The organism is Paenibacillus sp. FSL R5-0744 (assembly GCF_037972555.1).
Lineage (GTDB): Bacteria > Bacillota > Bacilli > Paenibacillales > Paenibacillaceae > Paenibacillus_AQ.
In genome coordinates, this window is sequence record NZ_CP150228.1 from 5,816,124 (window position 1) to 5,837,578 (window position 21,455).

The following is a 21,455-nucleotide window of genomic DNA, read 5'->3' on the forward strand; positions in this document are numbered from 1 at the left end:
AAGGAGGAACAACCGTGAATAATATTACGCTTGGCGTCCACCTCATCGTAAAAGATGAAGCTGATCTCCTGCCTCACTGTCTCGCAAGCGTAGCTGGTGCTGACGAAATTGTGATGATCGATACAGGCTCTACCGACGAATCCATAGCTATTGCCGAAGCGCACGGGGCTAGAGTCTTCCAACGGGAATGGACAGACGATTTCGCGGCAGCTCGTAATGAAGGGCTCGTTCATGCCTCAACAAATTGGATTCTTATCCTTGATGCCGATGAGTGCTTGCAGACCCCACTTACAGAACTCCGCAGCCTTCTGCAGAACACACAAGCTCAGGCTTTTACTGTAAACATTGATAATTGGGTTGGCGAACGACCTGAAGATAAGGTAAAACACAGTGCAGTCCGCTTATTCCGAAGTGGACAGGGTTATCAATATAGTGGAAGAATTCATGAGGGAATTGACACTTCAATCCTTAGCAAACATAACCTCTCGGCGATTGAGCACAGTCAACTTGAGATTATACACTTTGGATATTTACCTGAAATCATGACACGAAAAGATAAAATCAATCGAAATAGACACCTGCTGCTCCTCGCTTTAACCGAATATCCGGATGATCCTTTCCACTCCTATAATTTGGCAGTAAACTTCTGTCAGGACGGTCGTCTTCTGGAAGCTGAGACGTTGCTTCGTCAAGGCCTTCACCATGTAGTACTCGAAGCCTCCTATCGTCCCACGATGATTAGGGATCTCTGTAAAATTTATCATGCTCAAGGAAAAATGAATGCGATTGACCCCTTGCTGATGATTGAACTGGAACGTTATGGCGACTATCCTGATTTGCATTTTTTGTTAGGGCAATCTTTGGAGAGCCAAGGCCTTTTGGAACGTGCGCTATTAGCTTATCAACATGCAGAGTCCATTCCTGAGCATGAGGTGCTTAGCGGAAAATATGTATGTGAACAAGGAATGAGTACCTTTCGCCCCCTATACCGGATGGGTTTAATCTCACAGCGGCTTGGTCTTCTTGAGGATGCTGCGAGATTTTTTCATCGTGCACTTCAACACCATTCTTTATATACGCCCGCCTTGCAGGGGATTGCTGCTGCTTTTCAACGCTTAGCTGTACCCGATGAGGAAATCGCCACTTTACTGATCCAACTCGTTCCCCCAACTACCTCAATCAGTAGATCCGCGATCATTGAAAGTTTATATGAGATAAATGCTTATGAGACCATAGCTACCTTATCCCGAGATATTTTCCCATTGGAATTGGATACTGCATATAGAATCATCTCATCACTCATCATCACCGGCAAGCTAGAAGACGCGGGTACAGCTATAGGGCAGATGACCTCACTAGCTTCCCAAGATCACCTTGGTCTAGAGCATCAAAAGCAGTGGTATACTCTTTGGGCCATTTGCCAATGGGAACGATATGGAGAATTTAAAAAAGACTTGCTCAACCATATATCAGGTGAACTTCGTTCTGGACTGGAATACATTGAGCGATCCCAACGCCAACAAGTGGCATGTCCGGTAGAAATAGAGGTAGATCACATATGTTCCTCATTCCTTTCCGACCTCATCGGGCAATCCGTAAAGCTGCATCAGCTCACACTTAGTCATACTTTAGTGGACCTGTTCCCTGCTTATCGGTCTGAATTTGCCACAGCATTATATAAAGAAGGGAATTGGCAGGCCGCAGGAGAGGAATTTATTGTACTTGTTCGTGATAAGATCGCCGATGCAAACATGCTTTTTTATATTGGTGAGATGATCTTTGACAAAGGGCATTATTCCGAAGCCAGTGAATGGTTTCAGCAAGCGCTGGAACAAGAGCCTGAGCATGAATCCGCAAGGATCGGCTTATCCCTCTGTTATCTTCAGCAAGCGAAACTGAGTATGGAAGACGCTCTACAAAGTTTAAGGGATGCCCATGCTCATGGCCCATTGCAGGAGGATATCGGAGCTATCCGTAAATCCATTACCTTGCTGAATCGTACACCTTGGCACACTCAGTGGAGCTTCCGTCAGAGCGAAGGGAGGTCATCCCTATGAACCGCTCAAGAAGAAAGCCACTAATTTCCTTATGCATGATCGTTAAGAACGAAGGAGATAGCTTGAGCCAATGTTTAAAAAGCGTACGCGGAGTCGTTGATGAGATCATTGTAGTCGATACTGGATCCACCGACGCTTCAGTTCAAATTGCCCTAAGCTTCGGGGCCAAAATCATACAACACCCTTGGAGCGGCGACTTTGCTGCTGCCCGCAACGCAGGTCTCCAGCAGGCCCATGGACATTGGATTCTCGTTCTAGATGGAGATGAGGAATTAAGTGAGGAGAGCAAGGGAGAATTACTGCTATGTGCCGAGCATATGGAGTACGAGGCATTTTTCCTACGCATTCATAATCATAAAGGGTTAATCCCCGCTTCACAGACGATCACCATCAATCCGATTATTCGGATGTTTCGTAATCGCCCTAAGTACCGGTTTAGCGGTATCATTCACGAACAGATCGCTGAGGCTATCATAACAGCTACACCCCAGGCACCGATGCATTTGACCACTGTAGTTATCCATCATTATGGTTACGCAGAAGGGGTAGTCGTCAAGAAAGATAAAATCAAACGAAATGTTGAGCTGCTGAAAGAGCAGCTAAGGTTAAATCCTAAAGATCCTTTCCACCATTTTAATATGGCTGTTGAGTATATGCGTTTGGGGGAGTATCAACCTGCTCTAAAACATATCCAACAATCATTAGAAGAGGCACCGCCTGATACAAGTTACATCCACCTGCTGCACAAATATGAAATTCGCTCGCTTGCAGAATTAAAAGATTATCCTGGGGCGCTTGCAGCTTGTGACCGTGGGATTAGCTCACATCCGGATTACCCAGACTTAGCTCATATCAAAGGGGCTCTACTCTTACAATTAGGTGCCTTTGCAGAAGCCAAAGTAGCATTGCTACAAGCGCTGGTCATCGGAGCTGCTCCTCCCGGCTACCATACTGAGGCTGGACTCGGTTCATATTTAACGTATTATATGCTGGGTCAACTATGTGAAGAGATGGGTGATGAGACTGAAGCCATTGCTTGTTACACCAAAACCGCACAGCTTCATCCCGAACCTACTCCCGTCATTGCCCGGCTACTGCGAGCCCTGAAATGTGCAGGTCGTGAGAGTGAGATTTACGCTTGGTTCCACGCTCATCTGCCAGACTACACAGTGACTAAGAACAGGATTCTCCTAGGATTATTACAGAGTGAGGGATGTAATGAAGCAGCCGCACAGCTGATAAATGTCACAGAGCAGCCCATTTCTATAGAAGTGGCATTTAATCAAGCATCTGAGCAGGGGCGTTCACAAATTTTGTTAGCGGATCGTCTGCTTGCTTCACTATCCTCTTCTGCTACCTATTCACCAGCGGTCAAAAGAGTACGCCTAGCTCTTCCTCTTCCCAAAGTTTCAGAATAGGAGGGACGTTTCCTATGACCACACCCGATATCACACTTTGTATGATCATTAAGAATGAGGCGAACCACCTGGAGAAATGCCTGTCCTCTGTGCAAGGAATCGTATCAGAAATTATCATTGTGGATACCGGGTCTGAGGATAATAGCATAGACATAGCACTTAAGTTCGGTGCAAAGATCATCGATATGACTTGGGAGAATGATTTCTCGAAAGCACGAAACCTAAGTCTGAGGCATGCAACTTCCCCTTGGATTCTAGTACTTGATGCCGATGAGGCTGTAGATCATTGGAGGAGGGAGCAGCTCCAGCACCTGCTGGACACAGCGCATATTCACGGATATTGGCTACCCATTATCCACTATATCGGTGACGTCCCTGAAGCGGATTTTGTTACCGATCATGTCTGCCGCTTGTTCAGAAACGATGAAAGAATCATCTTTCGTGGAATCATTCATGAGGAGACGGCCAGCAGCATTTGGGAGCTTCCTGCGGGGGAGATTGCTTACGCAGAATTGCGTATTTATCACTACGGTTATTTAGAGGATGAACTGCAGCACAAAAATAAATACCAGCGCAATTTAGCTCTCATCAATAGTGGTCTGCAGCTTCAACCGAACCATCTAATCCTTCGTTATGCACTAGGGGTAGAGCATTATCAACAGGAACAATATCATGCAGCGGCAGATATACTTCTTCCACTACTCGCTGATGTTCCAACCCAATCCGGGTATGCCTCCGATATTTATCTAAAGACTGCCTATGCCTTACAACGATGTAACAGGCAGCAGGAATCTGAGGAAGTCTTTCATGCGGGGAGCTTATTGTTTCCTGATTTCACTGATTTATTAGAGGGTTATGCTGCTTTGTTGCTCGAACAAGGACAGCTTAGACAAGCTAGACACTTCTTGCAGCAAGCACTGAAGAACCGGGATACAGCACATCCATATCCATCTTCTTCGGGAAGTGGAACGTATCGAACAGAACTACTAGCGGGCAGAGTATGCGAGAAGTTATTTCTATATCCAAACGCGCGGAAACACTACGAGGCTGCTATACAATTCAAACCAGATTATACGGATGCGTGGAAACAGCTTGTCCCACTAAGCCTGCTATCTGGAGAGAGGTTAAGTTTGATCGCATTGACCCGCTGCCATATCCACGCTCTCTCACCAATTACCTTAGGCTGTCTTGTGCCCGCGGCGCTCAATGCTCGTGACTTTGAATGGCTGGTCACTCTCTCTTTTGCTTCGCAGCTACCGTTAGCCGTTCAAACCATTGTGCAGGCTTTCCTTGCTTGTACTCAGCAGCAAGAGGGGGAACACACCCTAGCACCGCTTGAGCAGCTGCTTCATAATCCATCTGTTCTTTCCGAACGTTCATCTATACTCGGCTATCTCTGGGCTTTGTCTTGCCGTGCTGGAGATACTGAATCAGCCATGAAGTGGCTTATCTCCATATCGCCATACAGACCGGGGATGCTAACAATTCATCATATCTTAACAAGTCGTTCTGACATTAAGCCTGCTCTTCCTGATCTGAGCTACGCTATGCAATTGCTGCTTCAGGTCGGTGCTTGGGATAGTGTATTATCGCTTTATCGACAATCAGAGGGCTCTTTATTCCAGTGGTGCAAGCTGCCGCAGCCCTTATACTATGGATTGCTTGAGGCTCCTATCCCCGTAAAGAAACAGTGGTGTTCCATCTATCTCAGTCAAACCCCTCATTATAATGCCTCGACGGACTGCGCCGAATGGCTATTATATGTGGCAATAGCTTGCTCCTGTGGGGAAACTCCAAAGATCGCTCAATCAGATGAAATGGCTTTGCGCAGAATCGGGGGAATTACCGCTGCAGTCGGTCTCTCATACTACAAGCTCATACTCGCGGCAAAAGCTTATCCCCATGGGATTTCCTCAGTTCAAATCCCATGGGGGCTGCTCGTCAGATCTGCCAGTCAGACCTAACCGACTGGCAGATTCGGATTTCAGAGCTATTCTTTCCATTCGATCAAATGGGGCCGCTCATCTAGAATGGACTGGTACTGCTCCAGACTCCCCCAGCGCCCCTCTGGATCAAGCTCCATATAACGCGAATATTTAAGTCGAAGCTCTTCCGGCGGAACCGCCCATCCATAATGCTTCACCCGCAGTTCGGCAAGAAAACCCGGCAATACAGAGTAAGAAAGCGGCAGCCTAGGAACATGATGATCCATTTTCGGGAAGAAATAATGAAAATTCGGCAAATATCGGACAAGTGTACGAGTATGCTTCGTATGGATATTCCAATGTTCATCTTCACGATAATGGGTGGTGCCACCCCAGAAATCAAATAGCCGGAAAGATACCCAGTCATACACATCCTGATCAATCAGCCGTCTCATCTCCCGTTTAGCTGCCTCTTCATAGAACTCATCAGCGTCTACAGACAGGAGCCAATCCGGATTCGTAGATACCGCCAAATCCCATAACATCTGCCTTAGCTCCCACTCCCGATTAAACAAGGAGGTCTCCAGTGTCACAAGCTTCGTAACCTTGGCAAAAGAACGACATAACTGTGCCGTATGATCTGTACTTCCATCATCAACAACTACAATATCATCCACGAACTCACTCAGTTCTTCAAGTACCTGCTCCAGATACCTTCCAGCTTCGTTTCGAACCTGCATCATAGCGGTCAAGCGGTTACCTGCTGTTTTGCGGAGAGGCCATCTATGACTACTCATCCCTCCACTCTCCTTTTCAATCGTTTTACCGCCTCTTCTAGATCTGCCATCTCTGATAAAAGCGGCCACGCCTGATTGTCTTGCCCTGCCGCATTCAAGAAGCTGCGTATAGCCTCATGTCGCCTGCCATGGAGCAAGTGTATTGTGCCTTCTATCGTCCTATCAACACTCCCCTCCAAATCTTGCTGAAGCTCTAGCGCTTTCTCCCATTGGAAGGTCCGAATATAATTCTGAATCAATAACAGCTTCGCCTCTGAGGTAGTGAGCGAACTCAGAATTCGTACTGCCGCAGCTTCATCCTCATTCAAGCGAAACAGCTCTGCCCGGACAAGTTCGTACTGCCCGGAGTGAAGCCAGCCCCGCAGTCTTTCCGCATCCCGCTTCTCCTCAGCTGTAAATGCCGTAATCGTATATTGTTGAACAGCAGTTTCCAAATCCCCAGTCTTACCCTCTATAGCCGAAAAAAAGCGAAAATGTGAATGAAGGCAATCTAAATATTCATACAGCACCATGAGCTCAAAGGATTGCGCCAGATAGCGGTTTGCTACGGAATCCCCCAACAAGTACAGATAGGAAGCTGCCAAGTAATGTACAACAGGTTGACTGGGCAGCTTAGCACACATGGAAATGTAATAGTCCGCCCGCAACTCAAGCTGTATAGTAACCCAATCAGCAGGTGATATCGTTGAATCCTGCCACAAGTTCACTATGGCCTTCCTCCACAGCACCTCATAATCCGTAAGAAAATATAGCTGATCTCCCTGAAAGGTAACTCCATAGGATTCCTGCTGATCCCCGGCGAGATAGAGCACACCTTCCCTGCGTAGGCTCTGCTCTAGATATATCCGTTCAGATCGGGTGGCTACAAGATCAGCCTTTGCGCCAAGCAAACCGCTGTATTTATCCCATAACCACTTCTTTTCATCTTCCGGGCAACGTTCTAGCAGAGCCACTACATAAGCTGCCTGCAAGGAGAGAACCTCTGTGAGCCAATAAGGAGAAGAGACAAGAATCGTGTATTGCTTCATGTTCAAAGAATAAATATCTGCAGCCGCAACTGCCCTAATCTGATTGTTAGTCTGCTGCTCACTGGTCATTCGTCCAGCAAAGCAGACCCCTTCCCGGTCGGGAAGAAGCTCTAGCAATCTTTTATATTCGTAGTCCTCCCAAGAACCTCCGCTTAGAATTAAATATTTCATGGGTGTGCCTCCTTGGAATCGGACAAATCCCCAATATAGCCTATTACCAGAGAGGCATTAGGGTGAAGCAGCAATTGACGGGAAGTAAGCTTCCTATTGCTAATCATCCCAGGCACGATCCCTCCTTTGTAAGCAACACGTTCAAGAGGTAGCGTGAGCGCTGAATCTCCCCCTGCAAGCAAATGAACCCCCGCTTCCTCCATTTCAGTCGATAAACTTACGATCAGATCAGCGGAGCCTTGGGTTATGGCCTTCACCACCCGCTCAATATAATGTTTCTCATATTGGATAGAAGTGGACAAATACAGAATGATCTCACTCTCATATAGTGCAGATGCGTTCTTTAACGCCCGTAGCCATACATCCTCACCATGAACCGTTATCACTACATCATGTTCGCTAACCGGAAACTCAGGAGCAGCGTCCACCAAAGTATCTCTGATCCAAATCCAGCGAATATACTTGTAGCTCTGCTGCTCCCGTGCAGCTATCCATTGCTCCTTCAGCTCATCACAATCCCAATCTTCATCACAATACACTAAGGCCGTTACCAACGGAGAAGCTAAGGGTATCCTGCCCAATGGTATAACCGGCTGTGGAAATTTTAAGGATTCAGTAGGTGGTACTAAAAGTCCTTCGTTATCTATCCCGCTTTCAAGTGCCCATTTCTTGTAGTATGTCTGCCAGCCATTCGTCTGTTTGGATTCGTCCTTCGTTCTCAGGTATCTATCCAGTGACTGGATAGCATGAACATACACAGCTTCACTCAGTGCCAGTTTCGCTCCAATCTGCCGCGCTCGGAGACACCAGTCAGCTATCATGAGATGCCGCGCTTGAAGCGAGGTGTCAAAGCCGCCAATTCGCTGAATCAATTCCTTAGTGAATAGAAGACAAGATCCGGTTAGCACTTCCACCTCGCGCCATTCGCCTTGATACCGCCCAAGACTGTAGCTTACATGCTCAGCTAATTCATGATGAGTACCAAAGTGAAGCCGTTTCTTCCCTTCCCCTCTCTCGGTAGAAGAACGCGGAGCAATGACTCTAACGGAAGCATCATCAAAGGAAGCCCACATTAACTCGCTTAACCAGCCAGGCGATACCATAATCGAATCTTCAAGCAGAACAGCAAAGGTGGTCTCGATATGGGCCAGAGCTAGGTTCGGCATATACTCCACCTTCTCATAGGGTAGGAAGAGCACTGGTTCCTCTGGCGAGAACTGTCTTGCTAATACCTCCATGGGGAAATCGGGCGTCATTGAAACAGCAATAATGCGCACAGCCACTCCTGAGTGGCGCAGCAGCAGGGGTAAACAGACCCTGGCACATTCCATACGGCTAAGCTCAACTACAATAGAAATCCCATCTTCACTTGGCAAGGGTAAAAGTCCGGCACGTTCAAGGAAACCATATCTCCCTGCCAAGCGTTCCATATTCAGCGATTCATGTGACATTTGGACTCACGCTCCATTTATTTAAAGCAACTCTACCAATAGTCTATGAGCGGTTAAGCACGATATCCCTTAATTCCCTCCATTTACACCTTTGCCGCCTTCTTCTGTATGAGCTGCGCCTGTATTCGAAGAATTGGGTGCAGCTGGTGATGAATTGCTATCCTCTTGGCTATTCCCAGGGGTATCCTTGCTCTGATCTGATACTCCATTTTTATCTCCACTTACAGATGGTGCAGGAATAGCAATTCCCGGGGCACTGCTGCCATTAGCTCCGACAGGCTGACCCTGATTATCGTAGTAATACATAGGCACGTCTCCGACGACCATCAAATATGACACAGGAATTTCCGTATCCACTACTTGGGGTTCCATGTCAAAAGGAATAACCACCGCTACCTCCGTAACAATATGGATATAGACCTCAACTAAAATCATATTAATTCCGGCATTTTGCTGGCGAGTGCTGAGTTCAACCTTAACAGCACCTTGCGGTTCAATCTTGATCGGGATATCAGGTCCATAAGAGGCGATGAGAGGACTACCTAGTGCCTGACCGAGCGGAATATATTCTGTCTGATTATGCAAATCCTGCAACGTGGTCTGGATTACCTCTGCTGCTTGCGAAGTAATACGCATATGCTCCGCATAGTTCAACATAAAGCCTGATATTTTCCCGTTCTTATCGGTCTTCCAATCAATCAGTTCCTCCGCATTTCCTCCGTTCGCAACTTGTGAAGTAATCGCTTTATTTATCGACTCTGTTGCGATTTGCTTCACACGAATTTGCGCTAAATGCAAGATAGGTGGCTTCATGTGCAGCTCCACGTATCGCAGTGCTTGTAGCACAAGCACAATCAATACCAAGGATGCAATCAACCAAAATTTGCGCCGGCTTCTTGGCTTACGCGTGTTTCCGCCGGAAACGGTCATCTTTCTCTCTGCCCTACTGGATGATCTCATATGACTTCTACTTCGCTTAGCTTCAAAGCGTGCACTCTGTGGTCTTGCCGCTGCCCTACTAGGTTTTGACTTGAACGCGGAGCTTCTTCCAGAGAACCTCGGCGTCCCGCCCCCATTTATTTTTGGCAGCCGAAGCTGACCTAGATCAGGTAATCTTAGCCCTCGGTTCCCCCATTTTCTTAATCTCCCCATTGCGATAGTCCCTCCCACCTTACGTAGAGGTCAAGCCACCTCCACTTAGTTTAAGGTATTCGGAAAGAAGACAAAAAAGAAGAACGTTCCCTCCGGCGGATAATGCCAAAGAAACGTTCTTCATTTATTTGATGATCAATTAATATTAGTGCATTCTACTCCGTTTATCTTCCTGTAGATGGTCCCAGTGCCGCCGTATAAAGATACCGATTAGAATAGCGATAAACACGGCATACCAAGTAATATATCCATTCCATTCTTCCCTAGGGACAATTAGACTTGAGCCGATCGTACCGAATAGCCAAATGTAAGACAGATTCCCAAGCACGGTTCCCCAAATAAAAGATGATGCTTTTATCGGTGAAACAGCGGACATAAAATTGATTACATTGTTCGGAATAATGGGAATCGTACGTAGAAGGACCAGCGTCCAAATTCCATATCGGTCCAAGTAACGCTGCCATTTGTCATACCTTTTCAGCTTGGACCTCCATTTTCGATCAAACCAATTGTAAAGGTATCGTCGAATGAGGAAGTACATCAGTATTCCACCCAGATTACAAGCCAGCCAACTAATTATCATACCTCCAATAACGTTAAATACTGACACATGGAGGACAATCAAAATTACGAACGGAAAAAATCCTAATATACTCTGCAACAGCGCCAATGGAATCGTCACAAATAAAATAGAGGGTCCACTAAGGCCAAGCGTTTGCAGCAGCCAATCTATCCAGGTATTTATGGTCTCTGTCATGAAGCAGTCTCCTCTCTTGACTCCTTGCAGCAGCTGCCTCCTGATTTACTTCGCTAAAGCATAAGTGTGAGCATTAAAATATAAGCAAAGTATAGATATTCCTTTGAATACTTTGCTTATATTCCCAAGAAAAACACCCCTTCCGGGGTGTTTTATTGAATGATTTTGCTTATGAAGTGCATTTGTAAAGAACAGTGGTTAGCGTACAAGTTACACTTTTGTAATCCATTGATTCTTCACATCATACCACAGAATTCTATCTACTTACAATTCTACACCTTGAATCCACGCATTCACTTTATCTGGGTTGTTTTCTACCCAAGTTTTAGCAGCTTCTTCTGGTGACTTCCCACCTTGAACCTCAACCATTACTTTCGCCATGTCTTCTGCTGTCCACTCGAATTGATCCAAGAACTTATAGACATTCGGCATGTCTTCTTTCAGACCTTGACGAACCATCGTATGGATTTGCTCATCCGCACCATATACACCTTTTGGATCTTCCAGATATTTCAGGTCCATATTGGCGAACATCCAGTGTGGTGTCCAACCCGTTACAACGATAGGCTCGTTGTTGTCATAGGCTTTTTGCAGCTCCTGAGCCATCGCTGCCGATGAACTTTCTAGAAGCGTATATTCACTAAGACCATATTCCGCAATAGCCTTTTCAGTCGTCGTCATAATACCAGCACCAGGCTCAATTCCGATAATTCGATTGCTCAATTTACCTGCCAGGTCACTGTTCTTCAAGTCTTCAATAGAATTAATATCCATGTACGCTGGAACCGCTAAACCAACTTTAGTTCCGTTCAAATTAGCACCTAAATCTTCGATTTTCGAACCATACTTCTCTAAATAAGCTGCATGCGTGCTTGGTAACCAAGCTGCGACCATAGCATCCGCACTACCATCAGCAACCCCTGCCCACATTGGGCCTGCATCTACCTGTAGCATTTCAACGGTAGCTCCAAGCTTAGTTTCAAGTACTTCTTTAACAACATAAGTACTCGCAATTTCGGAATCCCATGCCACATATGCCAATTTCACTTTTTCTTTACTAGTGGATGAACATCCGGCAATAACAGTAATCATCATAATCACTAACAGGAATATACCTATATTTTTTTTCTTCATATCTATTTAAAACCCCTATCTCTGTTTTGGTTTTAGTGCATTCTGCGTTAAACGGTCGAGTAGAATAGCTATAATAACGATAGCAATCCCCGCCTCGAACCCATCTCCTGTCTTAGCCTGCGATACCGCGCGGTATACATAGGCACCTACACCTTGCGCACCGATCATAGATGAGATGACAACCATCGAGAGTGATAACATAATCGTCTGATTGACGCCTGCCATAATCGTTGGCAGTGCGATCGGCAGCTGCAATTTAACCAGCTTCTGAGTTGGTGTTGAACCGAAAGCATCGGCTGCTTCAACTAACTCCTCTGAAACCTGACGAATACCGAGATTGGTCAAACGAATTGTCGGTGGAATCGCAAAGATGATCGATGCAATTACACCTGGAACTACCCCAAGTGAGAAAAAAGATACCGCTGGCAATAAATACACAAATGCCGGCATCGTCTGCATAAAGTCCAAAATAGGCGTAACTGTATTTCTAACCGCATTTCTCTGCGCACACAAAATACCAATCGGTACGCCGATTACTACAGCCAATATCGAGGCGGTTAGAACAAGGGCTAAAGATTGCATCGAAGGTCCCCATAATCCGAGATTATCGATTAAGAGCAGTCCGATTACCGCAAATAAAGCCATGCGCCATTTCCCAATCCAATAAGACAAAGCTGCAATAAGTACGATAAGCACTAATGCAGGCAGGAAGGTCAGCGCACCTTCAATTGCAGAAACCATTCCACCGATTATTGTAGCGATAAAGTCAAACAAGGGGCCACAATACGTAGTTAGCCAGTTTTCCAACCACTCGAGGGCCTTTCCTAAAGGCAGTTTTGGAATGTCCATTAAGATCCTTCTCCTTCCGGTACCGCGTTACCCGCGAGTGCGGAAAGAACGGCTCCCTTAATCACAATGCCCTTTAATTTATCCGCTTCATCTACGACGGCTACAGGCAAATGTGTCTCAGATATTAGTTCAAAGAAATCATTGAGCAGCGTTTCTGGATATACACGAGGAATCTCCCGCCGTGTAACCTCTAGGATGGATTTATTATCCTTTAGTGCCTGTGCTGCGTCCTCAGCTGTAATAACACCCAAGAGCTTGTTTTCTTTGTCTACCACATACAAGCTGAATATGCCGCTATCACGCATTAATTGAAGTGCTACCCGAGGTCCACGCTCAGGTCTAACCGTTTCCGGTTGCCGCATCACATGAGCTGCTGTTAGCACCTTGGACAAGTCCACATCCTCCACGAACCGCTCTACATATTTATTGGCAGGTTGAATGAGAATCTCTTCCGGCGTACCAATCTGCACGATAACACCGTCTTTCATCAATGCAATCCGATCACCAATCCGCAGGGCTTCGTCTAGATCATGAGTGATGAACACAATCGTCTTCTTCACTCTGGACTGCAATTCCAGCAGCTCCTGCTGCATGTCTTTACGGATCAGCGGATCTAGTGCACTAAAGGCTTCGTCCATGAGCAGGATATCTGGGTCATTAGCAAGTCCTCTTGCTAGTCCCACACGCTGCTGCATCCCTCCGCTGAGTTGATCCGGGCGATGGTTCTCCCATCCCTTTAGACCCACTAGATGCAATGCCTCCATGGCCCGTTCAGTTCTCTTCTTTTTATCTACGCCCTGAACCTCAAGTCCGTATTCCGCATTCTCCAATACCGTTCGGTGTGGAAACAATGCGAACTTCTGAAACACCATGCCGATGTTCTTGCGCCGAAATTGCCGAAGCTCCTCCGGGTTCATTTTAACGACGTCTTTTCCTTTAAAAAGGACTTGTCCCCCTGTAGGCTCAATCAAACGGTTCAACAAACGAACCAACGTTGACTTACCGCTGCCGGACAATCCCATAATTACGAATATTTCTCCTTCTTCAATGCTGAATTCGGCTTTGTTGACTCCGACCGTCAACTTTAATTCCTGAGCGATCTTTTCCTTTGACCACCCTTGCTCTAATAATGGAATCGCCTTTCCCGCATCATGACCGAATACTTTGGTTAGCTTTTTCACCTCTATAATAGCCATGCCGTCCTCCTTCTCCCGAAAATATATCCGGGTTTAGTTCACTTATAGTAGTGTACCGGACTATTGAAAATTCATGCAAACACCATATACGGATAAAATTTAGTGTACAGTTTTAACTTTACGTACTTTATGTATAGAATACTCTGTTTTACACCAAATTCCTTTCTTCATGATTTCTTTACTTATGGAGGGGGATTTGATTACAATACATTGTATAAGGTTGCAGCAGTCTATCGACCTATTCCTCAGGAGGGACATCATGAACGATTTAGAAGGGTTAACACCCGAACAAATAGAGAAGATTAGTAAGGCCCGTGAACGCGTGATAGACTCTATCGGTAAAAATATGGACCTATACGGCATCACTTTATCCATTGGGCATTTATACGGTTATATGTATTTCAATCAAGGTCCAGTGACACTGGACGAGCTTAGCAAAACAATGGGAATGAGCAAAACGTCCATGAGTACGGGAGTCCGTACCCTCCTAGATCTGAAAATGATCGATAAAGTTTGGGGGAGAGGGACTCGCAAAGACCTGTTTACCACTGTGCCTGACTGGCATCAGAACTTCAGTGATTACTTCTCTATTAAATGGAGAAAAGCCGTCGAAGGAAATATGATTTCACTAGCGAAATCACTTGCAGAAATTAACGATATGAAAAAAGAGTATAGTGACGATAGTAAACTTATGCAGCTCTTAAATACAGATGAAGAGAAGATTACCGAATCCATTAATTACTACCGCTGGTTGCTAAAATTAATAGAATCCTTTGAGAATGGTAAGATCTTCGAATTTATCCCTAAAGAAGAATCTTAATTCCAAAACAAAAAAACGACAGTGCTCCTGTAAAAAGGAAAACACTGCCGTTTTTTTCGTTTAACCTTCGATTAAGCTTACATCATCCAAATAGATCGTGCTGCCCGCACTAATTTCATTATTCGTCTCCGTACTGTTTCCATCAATAAGCCCTAGTAAAAATACCAAATGAGCCCCTGCGTCTGTCGCACCGTTCATGGTAAATGTGTAGCTGAATTCTTTCATACTCTGGGTCAAAGCTATAAGCTCAGCTTCCATATATTTGTTGTAGTCCCCGCCTTTATGCTCCACAGCTACCTGAATATTACGGTTTACCGTAGAACGGGCCTTAAACTTCAAGGTGTACGTCTTTCCCTGAACAAGCTTGAGGTTTTCGTAATCCACTTGTGCGCTGTAGGCAGCTTGCCCTGTGCCCGTCAGATCTATCGCAAATTCCCCATCTTTTACAGCAGCAGATCCAGTTCCATCAAAATACTGGCTCCACCCTTTAGAATCCACATCAAAGGTTCCATTATCCAGCGTACCGCTTGGTGGGTTCACTGGCGGACCACCTTGTACCTCCCGGACCACAATATCGTCAAAAGAAATCGTATGTGGCGTACTGTTAGCCGTAGGATCAGTGCCCAGCGATTTGCCGATCAGATAATTCAGCTTCAGCGGATTGCTGTTGGACACCTTAAATTGTGCGCCATACGTTGCCCAATCGGCAGTAATATCAAACTTAGCTTGAGCGGAAGCTGCAGAAGTATTGGAGTATTCTAGGATGATCTGCCGCGGAACCGTTGATTTCGCCTTAAAGCTCACCTCATACGTTTTTCCGCCTTCCAGTGGGATACCCTCTTGGTAAAATTGTGTATGCCACGCCTCCCATCCTGCTGACGTAATCAAGATTTCTGCCACGCCATCCTTTACCTCAAACGCAGAAACACCACCTTCTCCAGACCATGTAGACCAACCCGTCTTACCACTGCCGAACGAGCCATTTATGACTAGATTGTTATCGTTAGCAAGTATCGTCTGAAGCACAGATCCATTTGCGTAATGGTCAGCTTCTACAGTGATTGTATAGCTGCCCTCGGATGGAAATACTGCTGCATCGATTGTGATTTTTCCAGGCTCAATGGTGTACTGTTCGGTTTCAAGTGTTATACCATTAACCTTCACTGCAATGATTTTCTTTCTCCAATCCTCATGGTCTATGAAGGTTAGCTCAATCGGCTGCGAAACTCTGTTATTGCTGCTATCGCTTAGTAATTCCTGCGGTTTGGCCGGTGCATTTTTGATTTCAAATTTCACATTATCGATGATAATATCATGGCTTTGAGGAATACTAATTCCCTCAACCTTTCCAAGCAGGAATTTAAGTGACAATGTGTCCTTACTGCCTTGACGGAATTCGAATGTGTAATGATTCGTTGCTGGTGTGAGCTCTACAATTTTTGTAAATGAAGCCTGATAAGACGCATTTTCAACATTCACACCGATTTTTCGGGCAATGGTTGAACTGGCATCAAACTCTAGCACATAATCTATTCCGCTTGCAGCTTTCAAGTTATTTTGAAACAACATCACGGAATATGGCTGGCTACCCGTATTCGTAATGTTAAACTTCGCTGTTCCATCTGTAGCAGTAGCAGTGCTCTGTCCGCCCTGCTCCGTCAACAGCCGATCCCAGGCATGAAATTCGGTGTTGAATTCACCATTCACAAGCGGGTAGTAGACAAGTGATGGATCATAATAAAAGCTCGTGCGCAGCAACTTGAAGTTATCCAAGATGACTGTATCGGTAGCACCTTTCAGAAGTAACACAAATTGTCCCTCATGATCCGTTGTACCTGCAAGGTTGGTGAAGACTGCTTTTAATTGTTGTTCACCTTGGGCTAAATTAACTGACTGCTGCGCATGTACGCTGCCGTCTTTTCCAAGAAGCTGAACTGTGGCAGTACGTGCAGAGGATACTGCAGCATTAAAGGTAAGCTCATAATCTTGGCCCTGTATGAGCTGAATTCCCTTCTGAAGCAATCGAACTTCGCCACTTTCGCTGCCGCCAATCTGCAGATTCAGCTTTCCTGTATCATCTACATTGGCAGTGGACGTTGTACCATTGGCTGTTTCTACGTGCCAATAGCTCATCCGATTGGGCTCACCAAGATCGAAAGTGCCATTGTACAGATGATTACCGCTACCGAGCGGTGTTTTTATTCCATCATGATCAAAAGGAATACTATCTACCTCTTCCAGACGGACATTACCTAACCAAACTGGTGAAGCGTTAGTTCCCATATTGAACTCTATCCGTGCTGCAATGTCAGAGTTGTCCTTCATTTGAAACATCGTTTCGTAATGGGACATCTCGGAAGTCAGCTCTGCTTTAAGCGCTGGAGAATAAGCCGCAAAGCCACGTGATTCTCCCCCCGTTAATTTAACACTAATATTACGTGACACATCTGTTTTGGCATCGAAGCTGAGCTTATAGAATCTACCTTTAGCAACGGATACAATCGCTTGAGGTTGAACGGAATAGGCATTGCCCCCAGCATTACTGATATTTACCTTTAGGAAGTTGTGTCCTCCAATCGGTACAGTGGAAACTGTAGCATCAGCTCCTGGTTCTTTAAACAAAACCCAGTGTGAAGTATTCGGTATGCCCATTCCATCATCTCCCGGAACCTGCTCCGTGAAGTTGTTGTTATAGACAAGGTTTCCGTCAGGAAGTGCTAGCTTTGAGCCTTCCAAGTAAGGCTCCTTATTCAGCGTAACTGGTACCGGCTCACGATACTCTCGGCCTGTCAGTTCATAGACTCTGACATAATCAACCTGCATCGATTTTGGAAACACGGTTTCTGGTGTTGGATCACCATCGAAGTTGCCGCCGACAGCCAGATTTAACAGCAGGTGGAACTCCTGATTGAACGGTGCTGGATAAGCATTATTCGCAGGCTGGCCATTGCTGATGCTGTACCAGTCATTTTTGGTCAAGAACAGCTCACCATCTACATACCAGCGAATTTCTCCCGGTTCCCACTCAATGGAGTACGTATGGAATTGTTCTATCGTGGAGCCTTCCGGGAACACGTACTCTTTGCCAGAGTATACATTGTTAGGCCATTCGCCGCCGTAATGAATGGTACCCGCTACCGTATTAGGACGGCTGCCCCAGCCCTCCATAATATCAAGCTCACCAGAGGAAGCCCAATTTCCGTACTCGTAGTTCTCCGGCAGCATCCAGATCGCTGGCCAGTACCCTTTTCCGGTAGGCGCTTTAGCCCGAATCTCGAATTTCCCATATTTCTTGCTAAACAGACCTTTCGTTTTAAGTCGCGAAGAAGTGTACTCCTTGCCACTTACTGCTTCTTTACGCGCGGTAATCACTAGATTACCATCCTGTACCTTTGCGTTCTTCTCATCACTTGTATACCATTGCTTCTCGTTGTTACCCCAACCTGGATTGTTAAATTGCGAACCATCTCCAAGGTCATAGGTCCATTTCGTAGGATCAATGCTTCCTTCATTGAATTCATCTCCCCAAACCAGCGTCCACGGATCATTGGTTGGTGTTGCCGTTGGTGTTGGTGTTGGTGTTGGTGTTGGTGTTGGTGTTGGTGTTGGTGTTGGTGTTGGTGTTGGTGTTGGTGTTGGTGTCGGTGTCGGTGTCGGTGTCGGTGTCGGTGTCGGTGTCGGTGTTGGTGTTGGTGTTGGTGTTGGTGTTGGTGTTGGTGTTGGTGTTGGTGTCGGTGTCGGTGTTGGTGTTGGTGTTGGTGTTGGTGTTGGTGTTGGTGTCGGTGTCGGTGTCGGTGTCACTATAGGTGTGGCGGTAGGCGTTGCTGTTGGTGTCGGCGTTGGTATTGCGGTTGATGTTGGTGTTTCGGTTGGTGTAGCTGTTGCTTCAGGTGTAGAGGTCGGTGTCGATATTGGACCTCCATTACCAGAACTGCTTGAGGCTGAAGTTGCTACTGGCAGTGTCGTTTTACTAGTGTTTCCTTTCTTTAATGACGAGCCACCAATCGTTACTCCATCGGCCTTGTTATCTATTGAGGTCACGCTACCGCTACCTTGAATCGCTGTGCCTCCAGCGCTCGCAGTCAGGATTAACGCGACCACCTGTGCATTGTTCTCCAGAGTCAATTGCGTTGAGCTGCCCACCGTAAGACTGGCAACAGTTCCTGAGATTCTTAGCAAAGAACCGCTGACTGCTGAGTCTGCCGAGCGAACCGCTGCAAATATCCCACGAAGTGAGATAATATGAGGAACGACGTTCATCTCAACATCCCCAAAGCCTGCTCCCGTAAGATCGCTACTCTCTTCCAAGATAGCTCCGGATTGCAGCTGCACAGTACCCACAGCTGTTGAACCGCTGGCATAAATTCGAACCTTCCCGTTAGGTTTGGCTACTTGAAGCGGCCCAAGAGAAGTATTGTGTAAGCCAATACTCTGCTCACCGCCACCTCGTACAAACGTAGTCCCTGTTACCTTTACACCTTCAAGCTTCGCATTCCCTTCGGCAATCCCCTCCGTTAAATAAAGATTGCCTTGGATGACAGTATCTTTAAGAACCACATCGGCATGATTAATGATTACATTGCCCTTTACTGTTCCAAGCGAAGTCTCTCCAGATTTTAAGATGAGTCCCGAAACCATTCGATCAGCAAGCTGAGCAAGCTCTGCACGTGTAATTCCGCCCTCAGGCTTAAACAAACCTCCAGGATAACCTTTAATAAAGCCAGCACTCGATAGGGCTGCTATCGCTTTCGCAGTTTCATCACTGACTCCGTTCAAATCAGTGAATGCTGATGTGCTACTTTTGTCCGTATTGAAACGAAACACTTTCTCCAAGGATAGTGCCGCCTCAGCACGCGAAAGCGCATGTGAAGGATAAATATTGTTATTCTTATCACTGCTTAAATATCCAGCTGTAATCCCTTTGGCAATATCACTCTTATACCAGTCTGTAGCCAGCACATCCGCTGGAAGCTTATCCGATTGCTCCTGATAATTAAATATACGATTCATAATAGCTGCGAACTCTGCCTTTGTGACTTCCTTACCAGGTCGAAACGACCCATCGTCATATCCACTTATAATCCCATTTGCGCTCCAACGCTGTAATGGACCTGCAGCCCAATGGCTTGGAGATACATCCGTAAACGCTTTCAATACATCGATTGTTTCATTTTCCACTTTCGTTGCCGCTGAATCAGGTGAGTTTCCCTTTAATGGCTCTGCCGCTGAAGCATTCATGCTCCCAACCGGTGATAGCAGCCCGGTGACAAGGAGCATAGCAGCTATTGCTGCCGTGAAATTCCTCTTCATCCTAAACATCACTCCTCGAATTTCGTAATATTCGTAATTCAAGCGAAGAATCGAAATCGGTTTCGACAATGTTATTGTTGCTTAGATTTTCATATTTGTAAAGATATAATTTTGAATTTTTTTACATTATTTTTTTCGGAATATATCTCAGTATTAAAATATCCGTTTGACTTGTTTCGGTAATAAGAATAGACTTAAAACAACTGTTTTACTCTTCACTCCATTCAAAAAAACTCATAAATAACCGCTCTACTACAGTCTTTCCCCCATATTCCAACTATTAAGCGGAGGGTGGCTTATACTACATATGAATATCAAAATGATTGCCGAAATGGCAGGCGTTTCTGTCTCGACCGTTTCGAAAATTATGAATAATTACAGCGATGTTTCGGAAAAGACCAAGAAAAGAGTCCTGGAGATCATCGAGCAAACTGGATATTCACCATCCAACTCCGCCAAGACACTTGCAACCAAAAAATCGAATCTGATCGGTGTGATTTTTGCGGGTGAGCTTAATGTAGAATTTACGCACCCTTTTTTCGTTGAGGTATTAAACTCCTTCAAGAAACAAATGGGTGTACTGGGATACGATCTCATCTTCTTTTCGAACGAAAAATTTATTAGCAGCGGAGATTACTTCGCGCGCGCTGTTCATTTTAATGTGGATGGCTGTGTCATTATATCTGGACAGAAGATGGAGCCAACGATCCACGATCTGGACGTGAGCAGTATCCCTTGTATCGGGGTAGATCTCGAACTAAAAGGGAAGAAGTCAGGCTTTGTTATGTCAGATAACTTCCAAATATCCTCTAAGGTCGTAGAGCATTTTTACCTTCTTGGTTATAGGGAGCTTGGTTTTATAGGAAGTGCCGCGGATTCAGAAATATCCAATCTACGGGAAGCAGGATATACCAAAGCTATCGAAAGTTTCGGTCTCCCTTTGAACCGGCGTTGGTTTGTACATGGCGACGATTTCTTTGAGTCCAGCGGGTATACAGCTATGCAACAATTAATTCAAAGCGGCAGTTTACCAAAGGCCATTTTTGCTGCCTCTGATTTGCTGGCTTTAGGAGCCATCCGTGCATTAAAAGAACATGACCTCCGGGTCCCTGAGGATATCGCCATCATCGGCTGTGATGACATCGAAGCCTGCAAATATACTACACCAAGACTGTCTACCATCCGTCAGAACAAACAACGACTTGGTATCCTCGCTGCCCATATGCTCTATGACTTGATTAACAATCAGTCAGGTGGCGGTTCATTTGTTGTGGAGCCAGTGCTTGTTGTGCGCGAGTCCTGCGGAAGCCAATTGAAATTTTAAGGTATAACATGAATAAATCCCCTCAAAGTTTACAACGTCTCAGACCTCGATAAGATGTCTAAGCAT

General features: G+C 45.7%; 14 protein-coding genes. 5 read left to right on the forward strand and 9 right to left on the reverse strand.

Going from position 1 to position 21,455, the window contains the following annotated elements:
- Positions 1-14: 14 nt before the first annotated feature.
- From MKY19_RS25695 to MKY19_RS25705, 3 genes are read left to right on the forward strand one after another with little or no spacing between them, the layout of a single operon-like run.
- The gene (locus MKY19_RS25695; RefSeq protein WP_339798520.1) at positions 15-2,057 is read left to right on the forward strand and encodes a glycosyltransferase family 2 protein; all 2,043 of its coding nucleotides are present in this window, start codon (positions 15-17) and stop codon (positions 2,055-2,057) included.
- Positions 2,054-3,475 carry a glycosyltransferase gene (locus tag MKY19_RS25700; protein ID WP_339798522.1) on the forward strand — a complete coding sequence of 474 codons (1,422 nt, stop codon included), beginning with the start codon at positions 2,054-2,056 and terminating at the stop codon, positions 3,473-3,475. Before MKY19_RS25695 ends, MKY19_RS25700 begins: the two co-directional genes overlap by 4 nt.
- 14 nt (positions 3,476-3,489) lie before the next feature.
- Positions 3,490-5,439: a glycosyltransferase gene (locus tag MKY19_RS25705; protein WP_339798524.1), complete on the forward strand. Its 1,950-nt coding sequence runs from the start codon at positions 3,490-3,492 to the stop codon at positions 5,437-5,439.
- Positions 5,440-5,465: 26 nt separating this feature from the next.
- On the opposite strand, the gene MKY19_RS25710 is transcribed toward MKY19_RS25705, so the two are convergent.
- From MKY19_RS25710 to MKY19_RS25745, 8 genes are all read right to left on the reverse strand, one after another.
- The gene (locus MKY19_RS25710; RefSeq protein ID WP_339243441.1) at positions 5,466-6,197 is read right to left on the reverse strand and encodes a glycosyltransferase; all 732 of its coding nucleotides are present in this window, start codon (positions 6,195-6,197) and stop codon (positions 5,466-5,468) included.
- Positions 6,194-7,396: a hypothetical protein gene (locus MKY19_RS25715; RefSeq protein ID WP_339798526.1), complete on the reverse strand. Its 1,203-nt coding sequence runs from the start codon at positions 7,394-7,396 to the stop codon at positions 6,194-6,196. The genes MKY19_RS25710 and MKY19_RS25715 overlap by 4 nt, the downstream gene beginning before the upstream one ends.
- Positions 7,393-8,847, reverse strand: a complete 1,455-nt coding sequence (locus MKY19_RS25720; RefSeq protein WP_339798528.1) for a hypothetical protein — start codon at positions 8,845-8,847, stop codon at positions 7,393-7,395. Before MKY19_RS25720 ends, MKY19_RS25715 begins: the two co-directional genes overlap by 4 nt.
- Before the next feature lie 69 nt (positions 8,848-8,916).
- Positions 8,917-9,777 (reverse strand): sporulation protein YunB, encoded by an 861-nt coding sequence (yunB, locus tag MKY19_RS25725; RefSeq protein WP_042191667.1) that lies wholly within the window; start codon positions 9,775-9,777, stop codon positions 8,917-8,919.
- 367 nt (positions 9,778-10,144) lie between these two features.
- Positions 10,145-10,756, reverse strand: coding sequence for a VTT domain-containing protein (locus MKY19_RS25730; protein WP_076285278.1), 612 nt, complete (start codon positions 10,754-10,756; stop codon positions 10,145-10,147).
- Positions 10,757-11,020: 264 nt separating this feature from the next.
- Positions 11,021-11,890: a glycine betaine ABC transporter substrate-binding protein gene (locus tag MKY19_RS25735; RefSeq protein WP_042191671.1), complete on the reverse strand. Its 870-nt coding sequence runs from the start codon at positions 11,888-11,890 to the stop codon at positions 11,021-11,023.
- A gap of 15 nt (positions 11,891-11,905) precedes the next feature.
- Positions 11,906-12,739, reverse strand: coding sequence for a proline/glycine betaine ABC transporter permease (locus MKY19_RS25740; RefSeq protein ID WP_042191673.1), 834 nt, complete (start codon positions 12,737-12,739; stop codon positions 11,906-11,908).
- The gene (locus MKY19_RS25745) at positions 12,739-13,935 is read right to left on the reverse strand and encodes a glycine betaine/L-proline ABC transporter ATP-binding protein (protein WP_042191675.1); all 1,197 of its coding nucleotides are present in this window, start codon (positions 13,933-13,935) and stop codon (positions 12,739-12,741) included. Before MKY19_RS25745 ends, MKY19_RS25740 begins: the two co-directional genes overlap by 1 nt.
- A 259-nt stretch (positions 13,936-14,194) precedes the next feature.
- Between MKY19_RS25745 and MKY19_RS25750 the strand changes: the two genes are divergently transcribed.
- Positions 14,195-14,755, forward strand: a complete 561-nt coding sequence (locus MKY19_RS25750) for a transcriptional regulator (RefSeq protein WP_042191677.1) — start codon at positions 14,195-14,197, stop codon at positions 14,753-14,755.
- Between the two features lie 60 nt (positions 14,756-14,815).
- On the opposite strand, the gene MKY19_RS25755 is transcribed toward MKY19_RS25750, so the two are convergent.
- A complete protein-coding gene (locus tag MKY19_RS25755) occupies positions 14,816-20,065 on the reverse strand; it encodes a carbohydrate binding domain-containing protein (RefSeq protein ID WP_339798532.1) in 5,250 nt (1,749 codons plus the stop codon).
- A 307-nt stretch (positions 20,066-20,372) separates the two neighbouring features.
- On the opposite strand from MKY19_RS25755, the gene MKY19_RS25760 reads away from it, so the two are divergent.
- Complete coding sequence (locus MKY19_RS25760) at positions 20,373-21,389, forward strand: LacI family DNA-binding transcriptional regulator (RefSeq protein ID WP_339798534.1); 1,017 nt, start codon at positions 20,373-20,375, stop codon at positions 21,387-21,389.
- The last annotated feature ends 66 nt before the right edge of the window (positions 21,390-21,455 follow it).

Excerpts from the sequence above, each read along its gene's own strand:
- MKY19_RS25700 (WP_339798522.1), top strand. The coding sequence starts at position 2,054 with ATGAACCGCTCAAGAAGAAAGCCACTAATTTCCTTATGCATGATCGTT.
- MKY19_RS25705 (WP_339798524.1), top strand. The coding sequence starts at position 3,490 with ATGACCACACCCGATATCACACTTTGTATGATCATTAAGAATGAGGCG.
- MKY19_RS25710 (WP_339243441.1), bottom strand. The coding sequence starts at position 6,197 with ATGAGTAGTCATAGATGGCCTCTCCGCAAAACAGCAGGTAACCGCTTG.
- MKY19_RS25715 (WP_339798526.1), bottom strand. The coding sequence starts at position 7,396 with ATGAAATATTTAATTCTAAGCGGAGGTTCTTGGGAGGACTACGAATAT.
- MKY19_RS25720 (WP_339798528.1), bottom strand. The coding sequence starts at position 8,847 with ATGTCACATGAATCGCTGAATATGGAACGCTTGGCAGGGAGATATGGT.
- yunB (WP_042191667.1), bottom strand. The coding sequence starts at position 9,777 with ATGACCGTTTCCGGCGGAAACACGCGTAAGCCAAGAAGCCGGCGCAAA.
- MKY19_RS25730 (WP_076285278.1), bottom strand. The coding sequence starts at position 10,756 with ATGACAGAGACCATAAATACCTGGATAGATTGGCTGCTGCAAACGCTT.
- MKY19_RS25735 (WP_042191671.1), bottom strand. The coding sequence starts at position 11,890 with ATGAAGAAAAAAAATATAGGTATATTCCTGTTAGTGATTATGATGATT.
- MKY19_RS25740 (WP_042191673.1), bottom strand. The coding sequence starts at position 12,739 with ATGGACATTCCAAAACTGCCTTTAGGAAAGGCCCTCGAGTGGTTGGAA.
- MKY19_RS25745 (WP_042191675.1), bottom strand. The coding sequence starts at position 13,935 with ATGGCTATTATAGAGGTGAAAAAGCTAACCAAAGTATTCGGTCATGAT.
- MKY19_RS25750 (WP_042191677.1), top strand. The coding sequence starts at position 14,195 with ATGAACGATTTAGAAGGGTTAACACCCGAACAAATAGAGAAGATTAGT.
- MKY19_RS25755 (WP_339798532.1), bottom strand. The coding sequence starts at position 20,065 with ATGAAGAGGAATTTCACGGCAGCAATAGCTGCTATGCTCCTTGTCACC.
- MKY19_RS25760 (WP_339798534.1), top strand. The coding sequence starts at position 20,373 with ATGAATATCAAAATGATTGCCGAAATGGCAGGCGTTTCTGTCTCGACC.